This window comes from Pseudomonas cerasi, from assembly GCF_027983475.1.
In the GTDB taxonomy this organism is placed as follows: Bacteria; Pseudomonadota; Gammaproteobacteria; order Pseudomonadales; family Pseudomonadaceae; genus Aquipseudomonas; species Aquipseudomonas cerasi.
Map to the genome: position 1 here is coordinate 1,433,753 of NZ_JAQJVM010000001.1, position 16,132 is coordinate 1,449,884.

A 16,132-nucleotide genomic window follows, 5' to 3' on the forward strand; every position below is an offset into this window, starting at 1 on the left:
CTCCGTCAGTGGCTGGCCGCTGTTGCGCCCATTTCGTTGACTTGCTGGAAGGTTGAGAAGCGTTCGAGCGCGAATGGCCTGATCAACTCGGGCACCTTGCCGCCGCTGGCCACCAGTTCTGCCATGGTCTTGCCGCAGATCGGCGTGGCCTTGAAGCCCCAGGTGCCCCAGCCCGCATCGAGGTAGTAGTTCCTGACGGGGGAAAGGCCCATGATCGGGCTGTAGTCCGGGGTCATGTCGGTGATCCCGGCCCATTGGCGCATCAGTTTGGCGTTGGCCAGAAACGGAAACATCTCGATGGCGTGGGCCAGCAGGCTTTCCTTGAGGTCCAGCGTCGAGCGGCTGTTGAACAACGGGTACGGATCAGAACCGCCGCCAAACACCACTTCGCCACGGCTGGTCTGCTGCACATAGCAGTGCAGGGCGGACGAACTCACCAGCGGGTCGAGAAAGGGTTTGAAAGGTTGAGTGACCATCGCCTGCAGCGGGAAGGTCTGGATCGGCGAGCGAATCCCGGCCTTCTTCATCATCTGCGAACTCATGCCCGCCACCGCCTGTACGGCGCAGCCGCACTGGAGGGTGCCGCGATTGGTCTTCACCGCAGTGATGGTGCCGTTCTCGATCACCAGTTCCTGCACTTCGGTCAGTTGATGAATCTCCACACCGCGCTTGGCCGCCTGCTTGGCGTAGCCCCAGGCAACCGCATCATGCCGGGCGGTGCCGCCGTCGATGTGCCACAGGCCGGCGAGCACCGGCAGATGACCGGGGTCCAGATTGAGGCTCGGCACCAGTTTGCGGATCTGCTGGCGGTCGATCATCTCGGTGCGGCCGCCGAAATGCTTGTTGACCTCGGCGCGCTGGCGGAACGAACGGACCGTGGCATCGGTATGCGCGAGGGTCAGTTGGCCGCGCTCGGAGTACATAATGTTGAAGTCGAACTCGTTGGACAGGCCCTGAAACATCTTCACCGACTCGGCATAGAACTTCACACCTTCGCTGGTCAGGTAATTGGAGCGGATCACCGCCGTGTTGCGCGCCGTGTTGCCGCCGCCCAGGTAACCTTTTTCCAACACGGCGATATTGGTGATGCCGTGGTATTTCGACAGGTAGTAGGCGGTGGCCAGGCCATGCCCGCCGCCGCCGATGATCACCACGTCGTAGGAGGACTTCAGTTCCTTCGGCGCAGGCAGATCTACCTCGACCGGGTACTCCGAACTGAGCCCGTATTTCAACAGGTTGAAAGGCATACGGCCTCCGATTGGCTGCGTTGCGCGTGGGCCTGCTGCCGGGCAGCAGTCACGGTGTTTTTCATCAGAAAAGCGATGGTCATCGGTCCGACCCCGCCGGGAACGGGCGTGATCGCAGAGGCGACTTCGATGGCGCTGTCGAAGTCCACATCGCCCACCAGGCGGCTACGGCCGTGGTCGTCGATGCGGTTGATACCGACATCGATCACCACCGCGCCGCGCTTGAGCCAGCTGGCATCTATCAGGCGCGGGCGGCCAACCGCTGCCACGACGATGTCGGCCAACTGACACAAGGCCCTGGCATCATTACTGCGCGAATGCACCACCGTCACCGAGCAGTGCGCTTGCAGCAGCAGGGCGGCCATGGGTTTGCCGACGATGTTGGAACGACCGATTACCACCGCATGCTTGCCGCTCAGATCGCCGCAGGTTTCTTCGAGCAAGTGCAGGCAGCCGCTGGGGGTGCAGGGCGTCAATACGTTGCGCCCCTGGCTCAGACCACCGACGTTTTCACTGTGAAAGCCGTCTACGTCCTTGCCCGGATCGATAGCCTGCAGGACGCGGTTTTCTTCTATGTGAGCGGGTAAGGGCAGTTGCAGGAGAATGCCGTGTACCGTGTTGTCGGCATTCAATTCGGCAATCAGCGCCAGTAAGCGGGCCTGGCTGCTGTCGGCCGGCAGGCGGTGTTCCAGCGAGCGAATGCCGGCTTCCTCGGCACGCAGGATCTTGTTGCGTACGTAAACCTCACTGGCCGCGTCATTACCGACCAGAATGACCGCCAGTGCCGGTTCGATGCCTTCGACCTTCAAGGTGTTCACATCGTGTCTGAACTGTTGCAGAACGCGAGCGGCGGCGGCCTTGCCGTCGATGATGTGTGCGCTCATCGGAACACCACCGTTCGATCCGTGTTGAGAAACACGCGGTGCTCCAGGTGATATTTGACGGCCCGCGACAGCGCGATGGTTTCGTTATTGCGTCCCGCCGCGACCAGGTCGGCAGGCAGGTAGACGTGATCGACGCGCTGCACTTCCTGCTCGATGATCGGACCTTCGTCCAGGTCACTGGTGACGTAGTGCGCGGTGGCACCGATCAGCTTCACACCGCGCTCGTAAGCCTGATGGTAGGGCTTGGCGCCTTTGAAACCCGGTAGAAACGAGTGATGGATATTGATCGCCCGGCCAGCCAGTTGCTGGCACAGGTCGTCGGAGAGAATCTGCATGTAGCGCGCCAGTACTACTAGCTCGGTGCCGGTTTCATCGACCACCTTCATCAGTGCGGCTTCCTGCGCGGCCTTGGTTTCTCGGGTCACGGGCAGGTAGATGAAGCGAATCCCCTCACGTTCGGCCATCGGTCGCAGGTCAAGATGATTGGACACGATGGCCGTGATGGTCATGTCCATTTCGCCCTTGTGGTAGCGGTACAGCAGGTCGGTCAGGCAGTGATCGAACTTGCTGACCATCAGCAGCACACGCATCGGCCGGCGCGTGTCGTGTAGCTCCCACTGCATGGCAAAGTCGCTGGCAACGGCGTCGAAGCCGGCTTTCAACTGCTGGATGTCGCCCTCATGACCATCGTTGAAGCGAAACACTGCACGCATGAAAAAAGTGCCGCTGTACTCATCGTCGAACTGGGCCATTTCACCGATGTAGCAGCTGTTGCCAGCCAGGTAGGAAGTCACCGCCGCGACAATCCCGGAGGTCGCCGGGCAGCTGATCTTCAGGATGAAATGGTTCTTCTCGTGTTGCATGGCGTGTCCTCTGAAGGGTAGCGGCAGTTTGGCGCAGGGCGAAAAAGGTCAGGTGCAGAGGTTTTTCGTCGATGAATAAAATTCTCTACAGGAATTTAATATTCTTGAAGGCTGTTTTATAGGCGAAAGGAAATCCAGCGTCCAGAGGTTTCTGGAAACTTTGTTTACTAAAGGGAATATTGCAGGTTTCTTGCGGGGGGGGCGGGATCGCCGGATTTCACTGTAGTGGCAAGCTGCTATTCCGGCGGAGCGTTGCGCCCGCTGGAAATATTCACGGCCCGGTCAATGCGTGACGCCTATTTCATCCCGATCAGGCCCTTGGCCTGGCTACGGCTATCGGAGTCCATATTATTGGACGACATCGCGTTATTCAGCGCGCTCATGGCTTGGGACAACGCTGATTGCATGCTCCTGATGGTGGACGTCAAAAGCTCTCTCTGCCGTTTCTTCTCATCTTCCGACAGGGTCTTGTCGTTCAGCAGTTCCATCAATTCCTGGTTCTTTTCAGCGATCTTATCCTGAAGCTTGCGGATGTTTTTCAAGACTTCCTTGACGTCCTCAGGCAGGCCGGACCGATCAATGTCCGCGTTCCTTTCACTTTCGAGTTTTTCCTGACCTTCCTTCGAGATCTGAACCTTAACAGCGGCAGGTGTAACACTGGATACTGCGGAGCTTTCTGTCACCGAAGCTGGCGTTGAGCTCACGACTTGAATATTCATGATCGGAGGGGTGTCGAAAGGTGCGATTTTCATTGAGGTTCCGGTCCCGGAGGATTTGTGGAGTCTTGTTTAGTACGCCTATCGGCCTGCAACAGCGGACCTTTAGATTGATGTATCTATTTTGTACAAAATTGTATATTCGCGCACGCATTCCATGGTCAGGCTCTTGGGTTGAACCTGACTGCCTGACCAAGGCTTCGACGATGTTTGCTGTGACTTGACCGAACTCGGCCACTCATTGAAGCCGCAGCTGGAAATGCTGTCCGCATGGGCAAGCATCAACAGGCAGGCAATCGAGCAGGCACGCGCAAAGTGCGATCAGCAAGGTTCTCCGGCAACGTCGGCCGAAGATACCTTGCGTGGCTGAGTAGAAGTTATTTGCTACTGCGCGTCATCAGTCGTGATGCGCTTCACCAACAAACGTCAGCGAGGTAAACAAGCCGCGTTCAGCGATGTCGGCGTTGTCCTTGACCGGCAGCGTGACTTCGGCGGCGATGATATTCAGCCCCTCGTTACGCACGATGACGCTGGCCAGACCTTGTGCATCGGTTTCGGCGCTGACGACATCCGGTGCACTGCGGTAATCGCCGATCAGTTTGATGCCGGCGGCGGGTTTGCCGTCGATCAGTACGCGCACCGGCAGTGGTTTGCCTGCGCCGACTTTCAAAGGGTCGGTCTGCGGCACGATCACGAAATTCAACTTGTTGAACGCTGGCAGGTGCGCGCCTTCGGCGTAAATGGCCACGCTGTATTTGAAGGTGTGGATGGAGTCGGTGCCATTGGGTACTTTGCTGCGACCTTCATTGACCCATCGCTTCTCGGCGTCGCGCGTCCACATGCCGTTATCCAGCGCAACGCTCATGACCGCAGGCGGCTTGAGCGGCACCAGACGCGCGTGGTCTTCAAGGCGTTGTACCGTCACCGGGATCATTTTGCCCTGCAGGTCGTAGGCCCACGCCCCGCTGACTTTCTGCGCCTTGAAAGCGTTGTCTTCGGCGCCATGACCGTAGACCACTTCGATATTGCCGCGACGCTGTTCGGTCCACAGACCGTGCGCATTGACGTGGCTGGCGAACAAAGCGCCGAGCAGGCCCAGGGCCAGGAAAGGTTTGTTTGAAAGCATGATGCGTCCTTGTTGTTGGGAGCGGGGTGTATTGAATCGAATTGTCATGAGCGTCAGAGGCTGAGGGTCAGGCTCACCGTAACGTTGCGCGGTTCGCCAGGCGCGACCCAGTAATTGCTGTAGGAGCGCTCGTAGTATTTTTCATCGAAAATGTTGTTCAGGTTCAGACCCACCGTGACGTTCTCGCTGGCTTTGTAATGCGCCAGCAGGTCTACGGTCTGGTAGGCCGGCAACTCGAAGTCAGCGCCCGACTGCCCAGAGCGGTCGCCGACGTAGGTATACGCCGCGCCCACGTCCGAGCCGCGCAACGCGCCTTCCTGGAACTCATAGACGCCCAGCAGGCTGCCGCTGTGTTTGGCGACACCGAGGATGCGACTGCCGGTGGGGATGGTCTGGTCGCCCTTGGTCACTTCGGCGTCAATGTAGGCGAAGGCACCGATGACCCGAATGGCTTCGCTGACCTGCCCGGTCAATTGCAGATCCAAGCCCTGGCTGCGAGCCTTGCCCACCGCACGATTGGTGTCGGTGCCAGGATCAAGGGCGAGAACGTTTTCCTTCTCGATATGAAAGGCGGCGAGGGTCGTGCTCAGGCGATCGTCGAACAGTTCGCTCTTGATCCCGACTTCATAGCCGACGCCTTCTTCCGGGTCGAAGGTTTTGCCGGCGGCATCCAGGCCATTGTTGGGCTTGAACGAGGTGGACGCGTTGGCGAACAGACCGACTTGCGGTGTGAGTTGATAAAGCAACCCGGCGCGGTGAGTGAAAGCGTCCTGGCGCTGCCCGGAGGTGGCGTTGGTGGTGAAGTCATCGACCTGCTGATCGAAGTGCTCGTAGCGTGCCCCGATCATGCCGCGCAGCTTGTCGGTAAAGACAATCTGGTCCTGCAGGTTCAGCGCGCGGCTTTCGACATGCTCGTAAAAATCAGTACCGGAGCGTGCGCCGGCGGGTTTCGGTTGGCCGTAGACCGGGTTGTAGATGTCGATGGCGTAGGGGCTGCCGGCGATGGTCGTGACGCGCTCGTTCTTGCGATAGTTCTCGTACTCGGTGCCGATCAGCACTTCGTGCTCGACTCCCATACCATCGAAACGACCGCGTAATTCCAACTGAGTGATGCTGTCATGCCAGTTGTTGTCGCGCTCCCGATAACGCCGATTGACCGTGTGCCCGTCGGCATTCAACGGGCGCGCCTCGCTGGCAAAACCCGACATCTCGCCCTGTTTGTAATGGCTGGCCAGACGCAGTGACCAGATATCGTTGAGCTGGTGGTCCAACGCGAACTGGACCATGTTGTTGTCGTTATCGATGTCATCGTCCGGCTCACCGAGGAAGGTCGAGCGAGACACGCCGCTCCAGGTGTTGTTGGGGGCGACCACGCCCCGGTCGAAAGTCGATGTGTGGCGCACGAATTCGGTTTCCACCAGCAGACGGGTGTCTGGGTTCAGTTGCCAACTGAAGGACGGGGCGACAAACACCCGTTTGCTTTCTACATGGTCACGAAAGCTGTTGTTGTCTTCGACGGCCAGATTGACCCGCGAGAGCAGATTGCCTTCTTCATCCAGCGGGGTGTTGACGTCCAGCGCGGTGCGATAGCGATCCCAACTGCCTGCGCTGGTCTGCAAGGTGGTAAAGGCTTCACGCTGGGGTTTCTTGGTGACGATATTGACCGTGCCGCCCGGATCGCCACGCCCGTACAGGCTGGCGGCGGGGCCTTTCAGCACTTCGATACGCTCGATATTTGCGGCATCCGGCGTGGCAGGGTAGCCGCGGTTGGCGCTGAAGCCGTCCTTGTAAAATTCGGAAGTGGTAAAGCCCCGGATGCTGTACTCGTAAAGCGTCAGACCGCCGAAGTTGTTCTGCTTCGACACGCCGCCGGCGAAATCCAGCGCACGCTCGACGCTGTTGCTGCCAAGGTCCTTGAGCACCGAGGCAGGCACCACGCTGATCGACTGCGGGATATCCGCGATGGCGGTATCGGTTTTGGTGGCCGTGGCCGAGCGGGTAGCGCGATAGCCCTGGACCGGGCTGGTCGCCGTCTCGTACTGATAGTCGGACGTGACGTTGACGCTTTCCAGTTCTATGGTCTGCGGGCTTTCCTCCGCGTAACCCGTATTGCCCAAAACGCCGATTGCCAAGCCTGCCAGAGACGCGATTCTACGAGACGACATGTGAGACTTCCTGATGATAATAGATACAATATAACATCTCTGTTGAGAATTATTGTTGTTTGTTGCTGGGGATGTAACATCGGGCTGATCAGTAGGGGGGGCGATCCTTGCAACTCAGCGCTCAGGTGGGGGACTACGTCGTACAACTTCGCTGGGCCTTGAAAATGTAATATGCGTCAACCCGGCTATTGAGGTCGGCGAACCTCTCGCCTGTGATTCCTGTGTGCTCTGGAGAGCCAATGACGTTTCCAATACTCGCCGCTGCCCAATTCTGCTCTGCACGGGGAGCTATCGAGCACAACCTCTCCGGGCACCTGGCGTTCATGCAACGGGCAGCTGAACAGGGCGCCACTTACCTGCTGTTTCCAGAGTTGTCACTCACAGGCTACGAACCGGATCTGGCTCGCGAACTCGCCCTGCTTGCCGACGATGTGCGTCTGGCGCCGCTCGCGGCACTGGCGGTGAGGTTGCGATTGACGACCACCCTTGGCGTGCCGCTCAAGGGGCCGGACGATAGCGTCCTGATTGGCGCATTGACCTTCACCGCTGCGGGCGATGTCATCGCCTATGCCAAGCAATACCTGCATCCCGGTGAAGACGCGGTGTTTAGCGCAGGCAATGCGGACTGCTATCTGCCACTTGGTCAGCAGCGGATCGGTCTGTGCGTGTGTGCAGACTTTGCCCACGCCGAGCATGCGCGCCGCCTGGCGCAAGGCGGAGCCTGGCTGTACGCAGCCAGTGTGCTGATCTCGCCGGGAGGCTATGAATACGACGCCGGACTGCTTTCGGGGCATGCCCGCCGCCACTCGCTGCCGGTGTTGATGGCCAATCATGGAGGGCCGACTGGCGGCTGGCAGTCGGCGGGGCGCAGTGGTCTGTGGGACGAGGAAGGGCGTTGGGTCGGCGGGATGGAAGGTGAAGGAGGTGGTCTGGTAGTCGCGACCCGCCAGCGCGAGGGCTGGCAGGTCAGGGCGGTTACGCTGGAGTAGGACGTTTCACGCGCCCACGGCAGTGTCCGGCTTGAGCCCGGGTTCGTTATGCGAGCGCGAAAGGGTCTCTGGCACGGCCAGCCACAACAGGCAGAACGCTACCGCTGCCACACCGGCAAGGGTCAGAAATGCCGCGCTGTAACCTGCCGCATGCACGACAAAACCCGCCAGGCTATTGCTCAGCGCTGCACCCAGCCCGAACAGCGTGGACAGCGCACCCAGACTCACGTTGAAACGCCCGCTGCCTTGAGTGAGGTCCTTGACCATCAATGGGAACAGGGCACCGAACAGGCCCGCACCGATGCCGTCGAGCATCTGCACCGCTACCAGCCAATAGGGATCATCGGAGAGGGTGTAAAGCACACCGCGAATCGGCAAGAACAGAAAACCGGCCAGCAGTAGCGGCTTGCGCCCCCAGACATCCGCTTTCATACCTACCAGCAGCGCGGCTGGCACCATCACCAGTTGGGCCGCGACGATGCACGCTGAAGTGAGCGGTGTCGCCATTTGCATGTTGATCTGTGACAGCTTCTGACTCACCAGCGGCAGCATCGCTGCGTTGGCCAGATGAAACAGGGCGCAGCAGATACCAAACATCAGCAGCGGCTTGTTGCTCAACAGTGCAGAAAGCCCCGACGGCTGATGACCACTGACGTCGTGACTGGCGTCGAAGCCCCGAGCCACGTCGTGATCGATGGCGTCTGCGGAAACGAAGCTGACCGCGACAATACTCGCCAGCGCCATCGCGGCCATCAGGTAAAACACCGCAATAGGGCCGAATAGATAGGCGAAGCCGCCAGCCAGAAGGGCTGCGCAGGCGTTACCAGCGTGGTTGAACGTTTCGTTGCGTCCGGTACGGCGGGTAAACGCTTTTGGCCCGGTGATGCCCAGCGAAATGGCCGCGATGGCCGGTGCAAATACCGAGGCCGCAATGCTGCTCAACGCCTGGGTCAGGGCGACAATGGAAAAGGACGAGGTAAACGGCAGAATCACGCAACTCAGCGTCACCAACAAGGCCGCCACACCAATCATGGCGCGCTTGTAGGGCGTACGGTCGATCAGCGCCCCGGCAGGTGTCTGGGTCAGCAGCCCGGCAATGCCGGCGATGGTCATCACCACACCGATGCTGGCCGGGTCCCATTTGTGCACTGCCAGCAGGTAGATCGCCAGATACGGGCCCAGGCCATCGCGCACATCGGCAAGGAAGAAATTCAGGCTGTCCAGTGAAAGGGTGTTGCGGCGATCTGCATGACTGACCAAGAGTGAAGTTCCTGTAATTCGTCCGACTCCAGGCAACCGAGTCACGGGTAATACTGACCCGGGCCGTTTTAAAGAAGTTTCCGCACCGAAGATGAAATTTAGGCTTCAAATGCTCTTTTTCTGCAGGCTTTTCAGTCGCTGGGTCGCGCGTTGCACGGCAGCCATTTTTTCTGGCCGCTTCATGCGCTTCCACTTGCGGATATCGTCCTTGGTACGCCCGCAGCTCACACACAGATCGCCGCTGAGCTGGCATACGGAAATGCACGGGTTTTCGATGTCCTTGGCCATGTTCAACCTCGTCTGGCGTATTTGCGTTTGATGCGCTGCTGCCAGTCGCCCGCGTTCTCGCGCAGGCACTGCTCTTCGCAGTCGACATGCACATGAGCCGCTGGATTCGACAGGCTGACCTGTGCATCGTCAAGTGCCTCTACCGTAAGACCGATCATCCGCTCGCCCAACCCGCGCTCCAGTGCAGCGTTCTTGTCAGCCAGCGTGTCAAACACCCATACCACCTGCAGGCTGGCCGGGAACGCCGCGTAATCGACTTCATGAGTCAGCCAGCAAAAACCGGGCATTTCGGCCTTGGCGGTCTCGCAGGCGTGCGTCAGTGCGCTCACCAGACGCCGATCTGTCTGGGCCTGTTCGCGTTTGCAGGATGGCATGGGGGACCTTGGAGTGTAGAGAGAAAGATGGTCACGATACCTGATTGCTGGTTTTGCTTACAGTTTGAGGTAATCAAGAACGTGAAAGCTGTGCTTCGAGTTGGCCTGCAAATCAGGTTAAGCACATAATTATAAGGTCTTGTTTATTTTTAAATGTTTCAGTATGACTTATCCTTCATGGTCTTCAGATAAAGACGATAGCGTTAACATGTGCCGTTCGGGCATCCTTGTGTGCCTTGACTTATTGCTTGTCGAGCTGGCGACGTTTTAATATCGGCTAAGGAGTATTCAGTGATGGTTTTTCATAAAGGTGTGTTTGGCGCATTATTTGTAGGTGTCAACACTTGATATGCTAGTGGCGCTGTTAATGATTCAGTGTTGAGTTGTAAGCTCTGCGAGAATTTCTCTTGAATTCTCTTGGGTGAGTTATAGGAAAAAAGTTTTCAGCCTAAAAAAATCAGTTACTATAAGTCTTTTGTTAAATGTACACAGGGAGTGGTGCTATGGCGTTTGATACTTATATGCAGATCGAAGGTATTCCTGGCGAATCTCTTGACGCTGTATTTAAAGATTGGATAGAGCTTTCGGATTTTGATGTTGGTGCAAGCCAGTCAGCGTCGGCGACGACAACAAGCGCTGGCGGGGCAAGCAGCGGGCGAGCCAGTATGAGCGATTTCTTTTTCCGTAAAGCTGTTGATAAATCTACCCCAAAGCTCCATGAGGCTTGCTGCAGTGGTAAGCATTTCAAAGAGGTCACTATCGCTGTAAATCGTGCAGGTACGGAAAAAATAAAATATCTAGAGATAAAGCTTGAAGAGGTGATAATTTCTTCGGTATCTCTGAATGGTAATGGCTCGATTGAAAGTGGTTTTCCAACTGAAACAGTGCGCCTTAATTATGGGTGCATAAAAATGCTCTATACCCAGCAGAAGCGATCCGATGGTCAAGGCGGCGGACAAGTAGCGGGTGGTTGGGATGGTGTAAAAAGTAGAGTCTACGCCTAGTTTTGCCAAAGAAGGGTGTTATATGTCGGAAAATACCAATAATCCTAATGTTGCATATTGCAGCTTTTCATTAAATAGTGAATCCGTGAGCACCTTACGTTGTGGCCAAGCTAGCTATGAAGCGTTCTCGGGTATGGGGGCTCCAATTGTTAACAATCCTCAATATCAGTCTGTTCAGGGGAAAGGTGCAATTCCAACTGGGCGATATTTTATTGTTGATCGGCAAAGTGGGGGCAGGTTCGGTTGGGTTAGAGAGCCGTTACAAGACTTTTTGGCTGGCACAGACAGAGGAGAGTGGTTTGGTCTCTACAGAGATGACGGGGAAGTTGATGATCAGACAACTGTTGATAATATACGGCGTGGCGCGTTTAGGCTCCACCCCGTCGGGCCGCGTGGTGTAAGCGAAGGCTGCGTTACTCTTAACTCTCAGATTGGTTTCGATGAGCTTAAGAAGTATCTTCGCAGCCAGAGGGGGCGGTTATTGACGGAACGAATCTCAAGTACTATGGGATAATAGATGTGGTCGATGCTGGCGATAAGAATTCCAAATGAAGAAGATAATAAAACTCATCGTAGTGGGTATTTTGGTTTTGCTACTGGCTACGCTGCTCACTAAGTGGGTTGTCGCTTTAGGCTTTATTGGCTGGCTTCTTGGAACTGAAACAGGCCTCGATATGTATGCTTCAGCAGTGAGTGCGCTAGGCATAATCGGTGGCGAGGATGGAGAGTTCCTGATTCTTGCCTTAATGGTATTCGTAATGCTGGTTCCATCGGCGTTTCTTGTATGCGCTGCAGCTAAAAGGCTTCATACGTTCAGAGCAGAACGGCAGTCAGCAGCTAATAAGAGAGCTGGCAGATAATACGCAGTGCTGCCTGATCTCACACGGCTATCATTCAAGCCATGCAGCGTTATCTTGTAGGATGACGTTCGGCCGCAAGGCCGGCGCCATTCCAAAAATAACAAGGAGACGCATGATGGATTTCTCAACCTCAAGCCCCGCTCTGGAGCCAAGCCGTCGGAGCTTTCTGAAAAAATCGCTGGCCGTTTCAGCAACCGTTGCCGCCATCGGCGCATTGCCGCGTCTTTCCAGCGCTCAGCCGCTGACCCAGCGCTATCCCGACCCGTTGGTCCGTGTGCTGGATGACAGCTTTACCGACATACGAATATTCAATGCCAGCGTCGAGAAGCTGGCCAGCGGCATGCGCTGGGCCGAAGGGCCGGTGTGGATCGGAGACGGTCGCTACTTGCTGGTCAGCGATATCGCCAACAATCGCATCATGCGCTGGGACGAGGTAACGGGCGAGCTGTCGGTGTACCGCGAGCACTCGAACTTTTCCAATGGCATGTGCCGCGACCGTCAGGGCCGGTTGCTGGTTTGTGAGGGGTCGAGCACCACCACCGAAGGGCGGCGGGTGACGCGTACCGAGTACAACGGGCGTATCACCGTGCTGGCCGACAGCTTCGAGGGCAAACCTTTCAATTCGCCCAACGACATCGCCTGCAAACGTGATGGTTCTATCTGGTTCACCGACCCTACCTTTCAGGCCGAAAGCAACTATGAAGGTCAAAAGGTCAAGCAGGAGCAACCCTTCGGCGTCTATCGCATAGACCCCTCGAACGGCAAGGTCTCCAGGGTTATCGATGATCTGGCCGGTCCGAATGGTCTGTGCTTTTCGCCGGACGAGAAAACCTTGTATGTGGTCGAAGGGCGGGCCAAACCCAATGGCCTTATCTGGGCTATAGCGGTCAAGGAAGATGGCACGCTGGGCGAACGGCGCAAGCACATCGAAGGTCTGGACTACGCGGCCATCGACGGCATCAAGTGCGACGAAAGCGGCAATCTGTGGTGCGGCTGGGGCGGCAATGGTGACCCCAAGGCGGATATGGAGAAACTCGACGGCGTGCGCGTGTTCAACCCTCAAGGCAAGGCCATCGGCCACATCAGCCTGCCCGAACGCTGCGCCAACATCTGCTTCGGCGGGCGAGAGGGTAATCGGCTGTTCATGGCCAGCAGCCATTCGCTTTATTCGGTGTTCGTCAACGCGCGCGGTGCCACGTTTGCCTGACGGTGTGTGACCCGATGACGGCGCCTGGCATGACGCGTCGTCAATCGGGTCGAACCCCCCGGGCTGTGCCCGGTCTGTTCCTGTAATCACTTTCAGGGATAGTTAATTATGTCGGCGCAACGCGGCCTTGTTCTACTTGCACGGGGCGGTTATGCCGCCCGTGGTGTTGTTTATCTGATTATCGGTCTGTTCGCGGTACTGGCGGCGCAAGGCTCATCGCAGCCTGCCGACAGCCACAGCAGTCTTGAAGCGCTGTTGAGCCAGCCATTCGGCGGTGTTCTGGTCGGGGTGGTGATCGTCGGCCTGCTGGCGTTTGCAGCATGGCGTGTCTTGCAGGCTACCCGGGACGTTGATCATCATGGCCGCGAATTCAAAGGGCTGGTGATTCGCGGTGGTCTGTTGGTGGGCGGCTTTACGTACGGCGCACTGGCGTTCTTCGCCCTTGGCCTGCTGGTCAGTGGGCTGAAGAGCTCCGGTGGCTCATCGGACGGTGGTCAGGCCAAGGACCTGCTGGCAGCCATTCTGTCCTGGGATCACTCCAATCTGCTGGTCTACGTGGTCGCCCTGGTGCCCTTGGGGTTGGGCATTGTGCACATCATCAAGGGCTACAAGGCTTCCTTCGAGAAGTATTTCGAGGCCGACGAGGACGTCATGAAGTACGTGCGTCCGGTATCGCGCTTCGGCTTGATCGCCCGGGGCGTGGCATTCATTGAAATTGCCGTGTTACTGGCGGTAAGCGGTTCCAGTTATCAGGCCATGCACCCGCCGGGCATGAAGGACGCGCTCAACGGTTTGCAGGATTTGCCCGCAGGTGGCCTGGTATTGCTGATTGTGGCGCTCGGGCTGATTGCGTTTTCGGTATACAGCTTCGCGCAGGCGGCCTGGCGCCGGATCAATATGGACGTGCCTGATGCGCCGGAAGCCGTGGCGCGTCATTTCCGCTGATCACCATATTTGATAGAGGACTGCTTGACGTCTCAGGTCAGGCAGTCCTTTTTAGTGGCTCCTGCCAGTAAAAAAACGTGACCTACTTCTCAAGTCGCCCTTGGCGCAGCCGACATTCTCTTTAGCGCTCCGATCATTTTCCGGACTGACGTTCTCGACGCGGGCCCGGATCAGATTCAGCGCAATAAAAATAAAGAGGATAGCCATGACCATTCTTCAGCGAGTGATCGGTGGATTTGCTGTGCTGGTAGTACTGCTGCTTGCCATGGCAGGTATCAGCTATCAAAGCACCCATTCCATAAGCGATCGGATAAGCGTCATCACAGGGCAGTCCGCACCCTTGAGCAGGGCGGCGAGCGAGCTTTACGTGCATGTGCTGCGCGCCAATCAGGCACTGCTCGGGATCCTGGTCAGCAATGATCCCAGACAGATCGACGATGGCAAACAGCCCTTCAACGACAGCATGGCTCGGTTCAATCAGCTGCTGGACAGCACGCCTGCCTATATTGGCGATCGTTCCGAACTGCGCGACAACCTGAACCAGCAGCGCCAACTGAGTGCTGCCTATGCCGAGCAGGCGCAGACGCTGATTGCCAGCCATCGACAGCACGTTCTGCAGACAATTCAGAGCCGAGTGTTGCAGGGCTACAGCAACAGTCAGGGCGCGCAACTGACCGGTTATCTTCGTGACTACATTGCCCGCGAGCGCAACGCCGGTTCCGCCGAAACTGTGGCAGCGGGGGAAAAGCTTTTACTGGAAGTCGGCAAATCCTACGAAGGTCTGGCTGCCCATGCCGCCACACCGAATATTCAGGCCTTGCAGCGCGTGCTCAACCTGCAGGATGAGGTGATAAGCACCCGCACACGGGAGCTCATCGCAGCCGACCCGCGTGCTGGCCGGATTGCCGGCGTGATGGTCAACCGCCTGCTTAATGATCTGACCGGCAGCGACGGCGTTTATCAGGCCTACAGGCAGGAAGCGGCGCTCGCCGAGCAGGTCGACAAACAGCGCCAGGCAGCGGAAACCCGTCTTCAGGCAACGCTGGACAAGATTGGCGAGTTCGGCAATCAGTCACTGGCGGTGGCCAATGAGGCCAAGGCCGGGGCGGATTCGACCATTGCCACCAGCCTTAGCCTGTTGCTGATCGCCTGCCTGCTGGCCGTCATGGCGGCAGCGATCATCGGCACATGGGTCGCCTTCAGCCTGCGTCGCCCTCTGGCGGCGTTTCGCGAGGTTTTGAAGACTCTCACCGGTGGCGACATGCGGGTACGTTTCGACGTTAGCCGTCGCGATGAGTTTGGTGAGTTGGGTGGTTATCTCAATGAATTCACCCAGTCGTTGCAACAGACGTTTCGTCAGTTGATCGGGTCGGCCGATACCCTGGCGCTGACCGCCAGCCAGAACGCGCAGATCAGTGAGCAGACGACCCGCGTGGTCGACCAGCAAAAGGATCGGCTCAACTCTGCCGCGTCAGCCATGAATGAAATGGAAAGCACGGTCGAGGAAGTGGCCCGTCGGGCTCAGGACACACGCGGCGCGGTGGACAGCACCAGTGAGCTGACCGGAAAGGTGCAAAAGCGTGTGGCTGAAACCATCGTCAACATTCGCCAGCAGGCTGAACAGGTCAACAAGGCGTCTGCGGTGACCGACGAATTGCAGAAATACGGGCAGAACATCGACGGTATCGTCGACGCCATTCGCACCATTGCCGAACAGACCAACCTGCTGGCGCTCAACGCAGCCATCGAAGCGGCGCGGGCTGGCGAGCAGGGCAGGGGCTTTGCGGTGGTGGCCGATGAGGTGCGCTCGCTGGCCAGTCGCACACAGACCTCCACCAGCGAGATCCAGGAAATGATCGGCCAGATGCAGAGCAAGATCCATTCGGCGGTAGAGGTGATGAACGAAAGCCAGATCCAGTCCGACCATTGCGTAACACTGGCCTCCGGCGCTGATCAATTGCTGGTGGAAATGGGCGAGGCGGTGGATACGATTCGCGACATGAACATTCAGATCGCTGCGGCCACCGAGCAGCAAAGCGCAACGGTGCAGGAGACCAGTCGCATGGTCACGCACATCAACGATTCTGCCCAGCAGGCCGCCGACGGTGCCGAGCAATCGGCAATCAGCAGTCAGGATCTGTCGAAAATGGCCAGGGATCAGCGCGAGCTGCTCCATCATTTCAGCGTTTAACGCCCCGGGAGTC

At 57.7% G+C, this 16,132-nt stretch carries 16 protein-coding genes and 1 pseudogene; 8 read left to right on the plus strand and 9 right to left on the minus strand.

Features of this window, described 5'->3' with window-relative positions; genetic code table 11:
- Window positions 1-5 precede the first annotated feature (5 nt).
- The 6 genes from PI739_RS06170 to PI739_RS06195 all read right to left on the minus strand — a co-directional run bounded on the left by PI739_RS06170 (window position 6) and on the right by PI739_RS06195 (window position 7,001).
- Window positions 6-1,247, minus strand: a complete 1,242-nt coding sequence (locus PI739_RS06170; protein WP_248680618.1) for an FAD-dependent oxidoreductase — start codon at window positions 1,245-1,247, stop codon at window positions 6-8.
- A complete protein-coding gene (folD, locus tag PI739_RS06175) occupies window positions 1,229-2,131 on the minus strand; it encodes a bifunctional methylenetetrahydrofolate dehydrogenase/methenyltetrahydrofolate cyclohydrolase FolD (RefSeq protein ID WP_271351565.1) in 903 nt (300 codons plus the stop codon). The genes PI739_RS06170 and folD overlap by 19 nt, the downstream gene beginning before the upstream one ends.
- Window positions 2,128-2,994 carry a formyltetrahydrofolate deformylase gene (purU, locus tag PI739_RS06180; RefSeq protein WP_003407853.1) on the minus strand — a complete coding sequence of 289 codons (867 nt, stop codon included), beginning with the start codon at window positions 2,992-2,994 and terminating at the stop codon, window positions 2,128-2,130. The genes folD and purU overlap by 4 nt, the downstream gene beginning before the upstream one ends.
- Window positions 2,995-3,290: 296 nt before the next feature.
- Window positions 3,291-3,746 carry a hypothetical protein gene (locus PI739_RS06185; RefSeq protein ID WP_024663487.1) on the minus strand — a complete coding sequence of 152 codons (456 nt, stop codon included), beginning with the start codon at window positions 3,744-3,746 and terminating at the stop codon, window positions 3,291-3,293.
- A gap of 361 nt (window positions 3,747-4,107) precedes the next feature.
- The gene (locus PI739_RS06190) at window positions 4,108-4,836 is read right to left on the minus strand and encodes a DUF4198 domain-containing protein (protein WP_003367111.1); all 729 of its coding nucleotides are present in this window, start codon (window positions 4,834-4,836) and stop codon (window positions 4,108-4,110) included.
- A 53-nt stretch (window positions 4,837-4,889) separates the two neighbouring features.
- Window positions 4,890-7,001, minus strand: a complete 2,112-nt coding sequence (locus tag PI739_RS06195) for a TonB-dependent siderophore receptor (protein WP_003432952.1) — start codon at window positions 6,999-7,001, stop codon at window positions 4,890-4,892.
- 239 nt (window positions 7,002-7,240) lie between these two features.
- Between PI739_RS06195 and PI739_RS06200 the strand changes: the two genes are divergently transcribed.
- A complete protein-coding gene (locus tag PI739_RS06200) occupies window positions 7,241-7,990 on the plus strand; it encodes a carbon-nitrogen hydrolase family protein (RefSeq protein ID WP_003432950.1) in 750 nt (249 codons plus the stop codon).
- A 6-nt stretch (window positions 7,991-7,996) separates the two neighbouring features.
- Here the strand turns inward: PI739_RS06200 and PI739_RS06205 are convergent, their stop codons facing one another.
- The 3 genes from PI739_RS06205 to PI739_RS06215 form a co-directional block, all read right to left on the minus strand.
- A complete protein-coding gene (locus PI739_RS06205; RefSeq protein WP_003432948.1) occupies window positions 7,997-9,250 on the minus strand; it encodes an MFS transporter in 1,254 nt (417 codons plus the stop codon).
- Between the two features lie 105 nt (window positions 9,251-9,355).
- Window positions 9,356-9,538, minus strand: coding sequence for a DUF1289 domain-containing protein (locus PI739_RS06210; protein ID WP_003315517.1), 183 nt, complete (start codon window positions 9,536-9,538; stop codon window positions 9,356-9,358).
- A 2-nt stretch (window positions 9,539-9,540) separates the two neighbouring features.
- Window positions 9,541-9,912 carry a hypothetical protein gene (locus tag PI739_RS06215; RefSeq protein ID WP_060707650.1) on the minus strand — a complete coding sequence of 124 codons (372 nt, stop codon included), beginning with the start codon at window positions 9,910-9,912 and terminating at the stop codon, window positions 9,541-9,543.
- Window positions 9,913-10,415: 503 nt separating this feature from the next.
- Here PI739_RS06215 and PI739_RS06220 point away from each other — a divergent pair.
- From PI739_RS06220 to PI739_RS24830, 7 genes and pseudogenes are all read left to right on the plus strand, one after another.
- Window positions 10,416-10,916 carry an Hcp family type VI secretion system effector gene (locus tag PI739_RS06220; RefSeq protein WP_271351567.1) on the plus strand — a complete coding sequence of 167 codons (501 nt, stop codon included), beginning with the start codon at window positions 10,416-10,418 and terminating at the stop codon, window positions 10,914-10,916.
- Window positions 10,917-11,049: 133 nt separating this feature from the next.
- On the plus strand, window positions 11,050-11,430 hold the full coding sequence (locus PI739_RS06225) for a DUF2778 domain-containing protein (RefSeq protein ID WP_271351733.1): 381 nt from the start codon (window positions 11,050-11,052) through the stop codon (window positions 11,428-11,430).
- 34 nt (window positions 11,431-11,464) lie between these two features.
- Complete coding sequence (locus PI739_RS06230; RefSeq protein WP_032631694.1) at window positions 11,465-11,776, plus strand: hypothetical protein; 312 nt, start codon at window positions 11,465-11,467, stop codon at window positions 11,774-11,776.
- Window positions 11,777-11,891: 115 nt separating this feature from the next.
- Window positions 11,892-12,983: an SMP-30/gluconolactonase/LRE family protein gene (locus PI739_RS06235; RefSeq protein WP_003367125.1), complete on the plus strand. Its 1,092-nt coding sequence runs from the start codon at window positions 11,892-11,894 to the stop codon at window positions 12,981-12,983.
- 108 nt (window positions 12,984-13,091) lie between these two features.
- On the plus strand, window positions 13,092-13,928 hold the full coding sequence (locus tag PI739_RS06240; protein WP_003423890.1) for a DUF1206 domain-containing protein: 837 nt from the start codon (window positions 13,092-13,094) through the stop codon (window positions 13,926-13,928).
- 1,165 nt (window positions 13,929-15,093) lie between these two features.
- A pseudogene (locus PI739_RS24825) lies at window positions 15,094-15,264 on the plus strand (HAMP domain-containing protein); the annotation flags it as partial.
- Window positions 15,265-15,360: 96 nt separating this feature from the next.
- Window positions 15,361-16,119: a methyl-accepting chemotaxis protein gene (locus PI739_RS24830; RefSeq protein WP_371857160.1), complete on the plus strand. Its 759-nt coding sequence runs from the start codon at window positions 15,361-15,363 to the stop codon at window positions 16,117-16,119.
- Window positions 16,120-16,132: the final 13 nt, after the last annotated feature.

Coding starts and splice junctions, on each gene's coding strand:
- PI739_RS06210 (WP_003315517.1), bottom strand. CDS start 9,538: ATGGCCAAGGACATCGAAAACCCGTGCATTTCCGTATGCCAGCTCAGC.
- PI739_RS06215 (WP_060707650.1), bottom strand. CDS start 9,912: ATGCCATCCTGCAAACGCGAACAGGCCCAGACAGATCGGCGTCTGGTG.
- PI739_RS06185 (WP_024663487.1), bottom strand. CDS start 3,746: ATGAAAATCGCACCTTTCGACACCCCTCCGATCATGAATATTCAAGTC.
- PI739_RS06190 (WP_003367111.1), bottom strand. CDS start 4,836: ATGCTTTCAAACAAACCTTTCCTGGCCCTGGGCCTGCTCGGCGCTTTG.
- PI739_RS06230 (WP_032631694.1), top strand. CDS start 11,465: ATGAAGAAGATAATAAAACTCATCGTAGTGGGTATTTTGGTTTTGCTA.
- purU (WP_003407853.1), bottom strand. CDS start 2,994: ATGCAACACGAGAAGAACCATTTCATCCTGAAGATCAGCTGCCCGGCG.
- PI739_RS06235 (WP_003367125.1), top strand. CDS start 11,892: ATGGATTTCTCAACCTCAAGCCCCGCTCTGGAGCCAAGCCGTCGGAGC.
- PI739_RS06170 (WP_248680618.1), bottom strand. CDS start 1,247: ATGCCTTTCAACCTGTTGAAATACGGGCTCAGTTCGGAGTACCCGGTC.
- PI739_RS06200 (WP_003432950.1), top strand. CDS start 7,241: ATGACGTTTCCAATACTCGCCGCTGCCCAATTCTGCTCTGCACGGGGA.
- folD (WP_271351565.1), bottom strand. CDS start 2,131: ATGAGCGCACACATCATCGACGGCAAGGCCGCCGCCGCTCGCGTTCTG.
- PI739_RS06240 (WP_003423890.1), top strand. CDS start 13,092: ATGTCGGCGCAACGCGGCCTTGTTCTACTTGCACGGGGCGGTTATGCC.
- PI739_RS06225 (WP_271351733.1), top strand. CDS start 11,050: ATGGGGGCTCCAATTGTTAACAATCCTCAATATCAGTCTGTTCAGGGG.
- PI739_RS06220 (WP_271351567.1), top strand. CDS start 10,416: ATGGCGTTTGATACTTATATGCAGATCGAAGGTATTCCTGGCGAATCT.
- PI739_RS06195 (WP_003432952.1), bottom strand. CDS start 7,001: ATGTCGTCTCGTAGAATCGCGTCTCTGGCAGGCTTGGCAATCGGCGTT.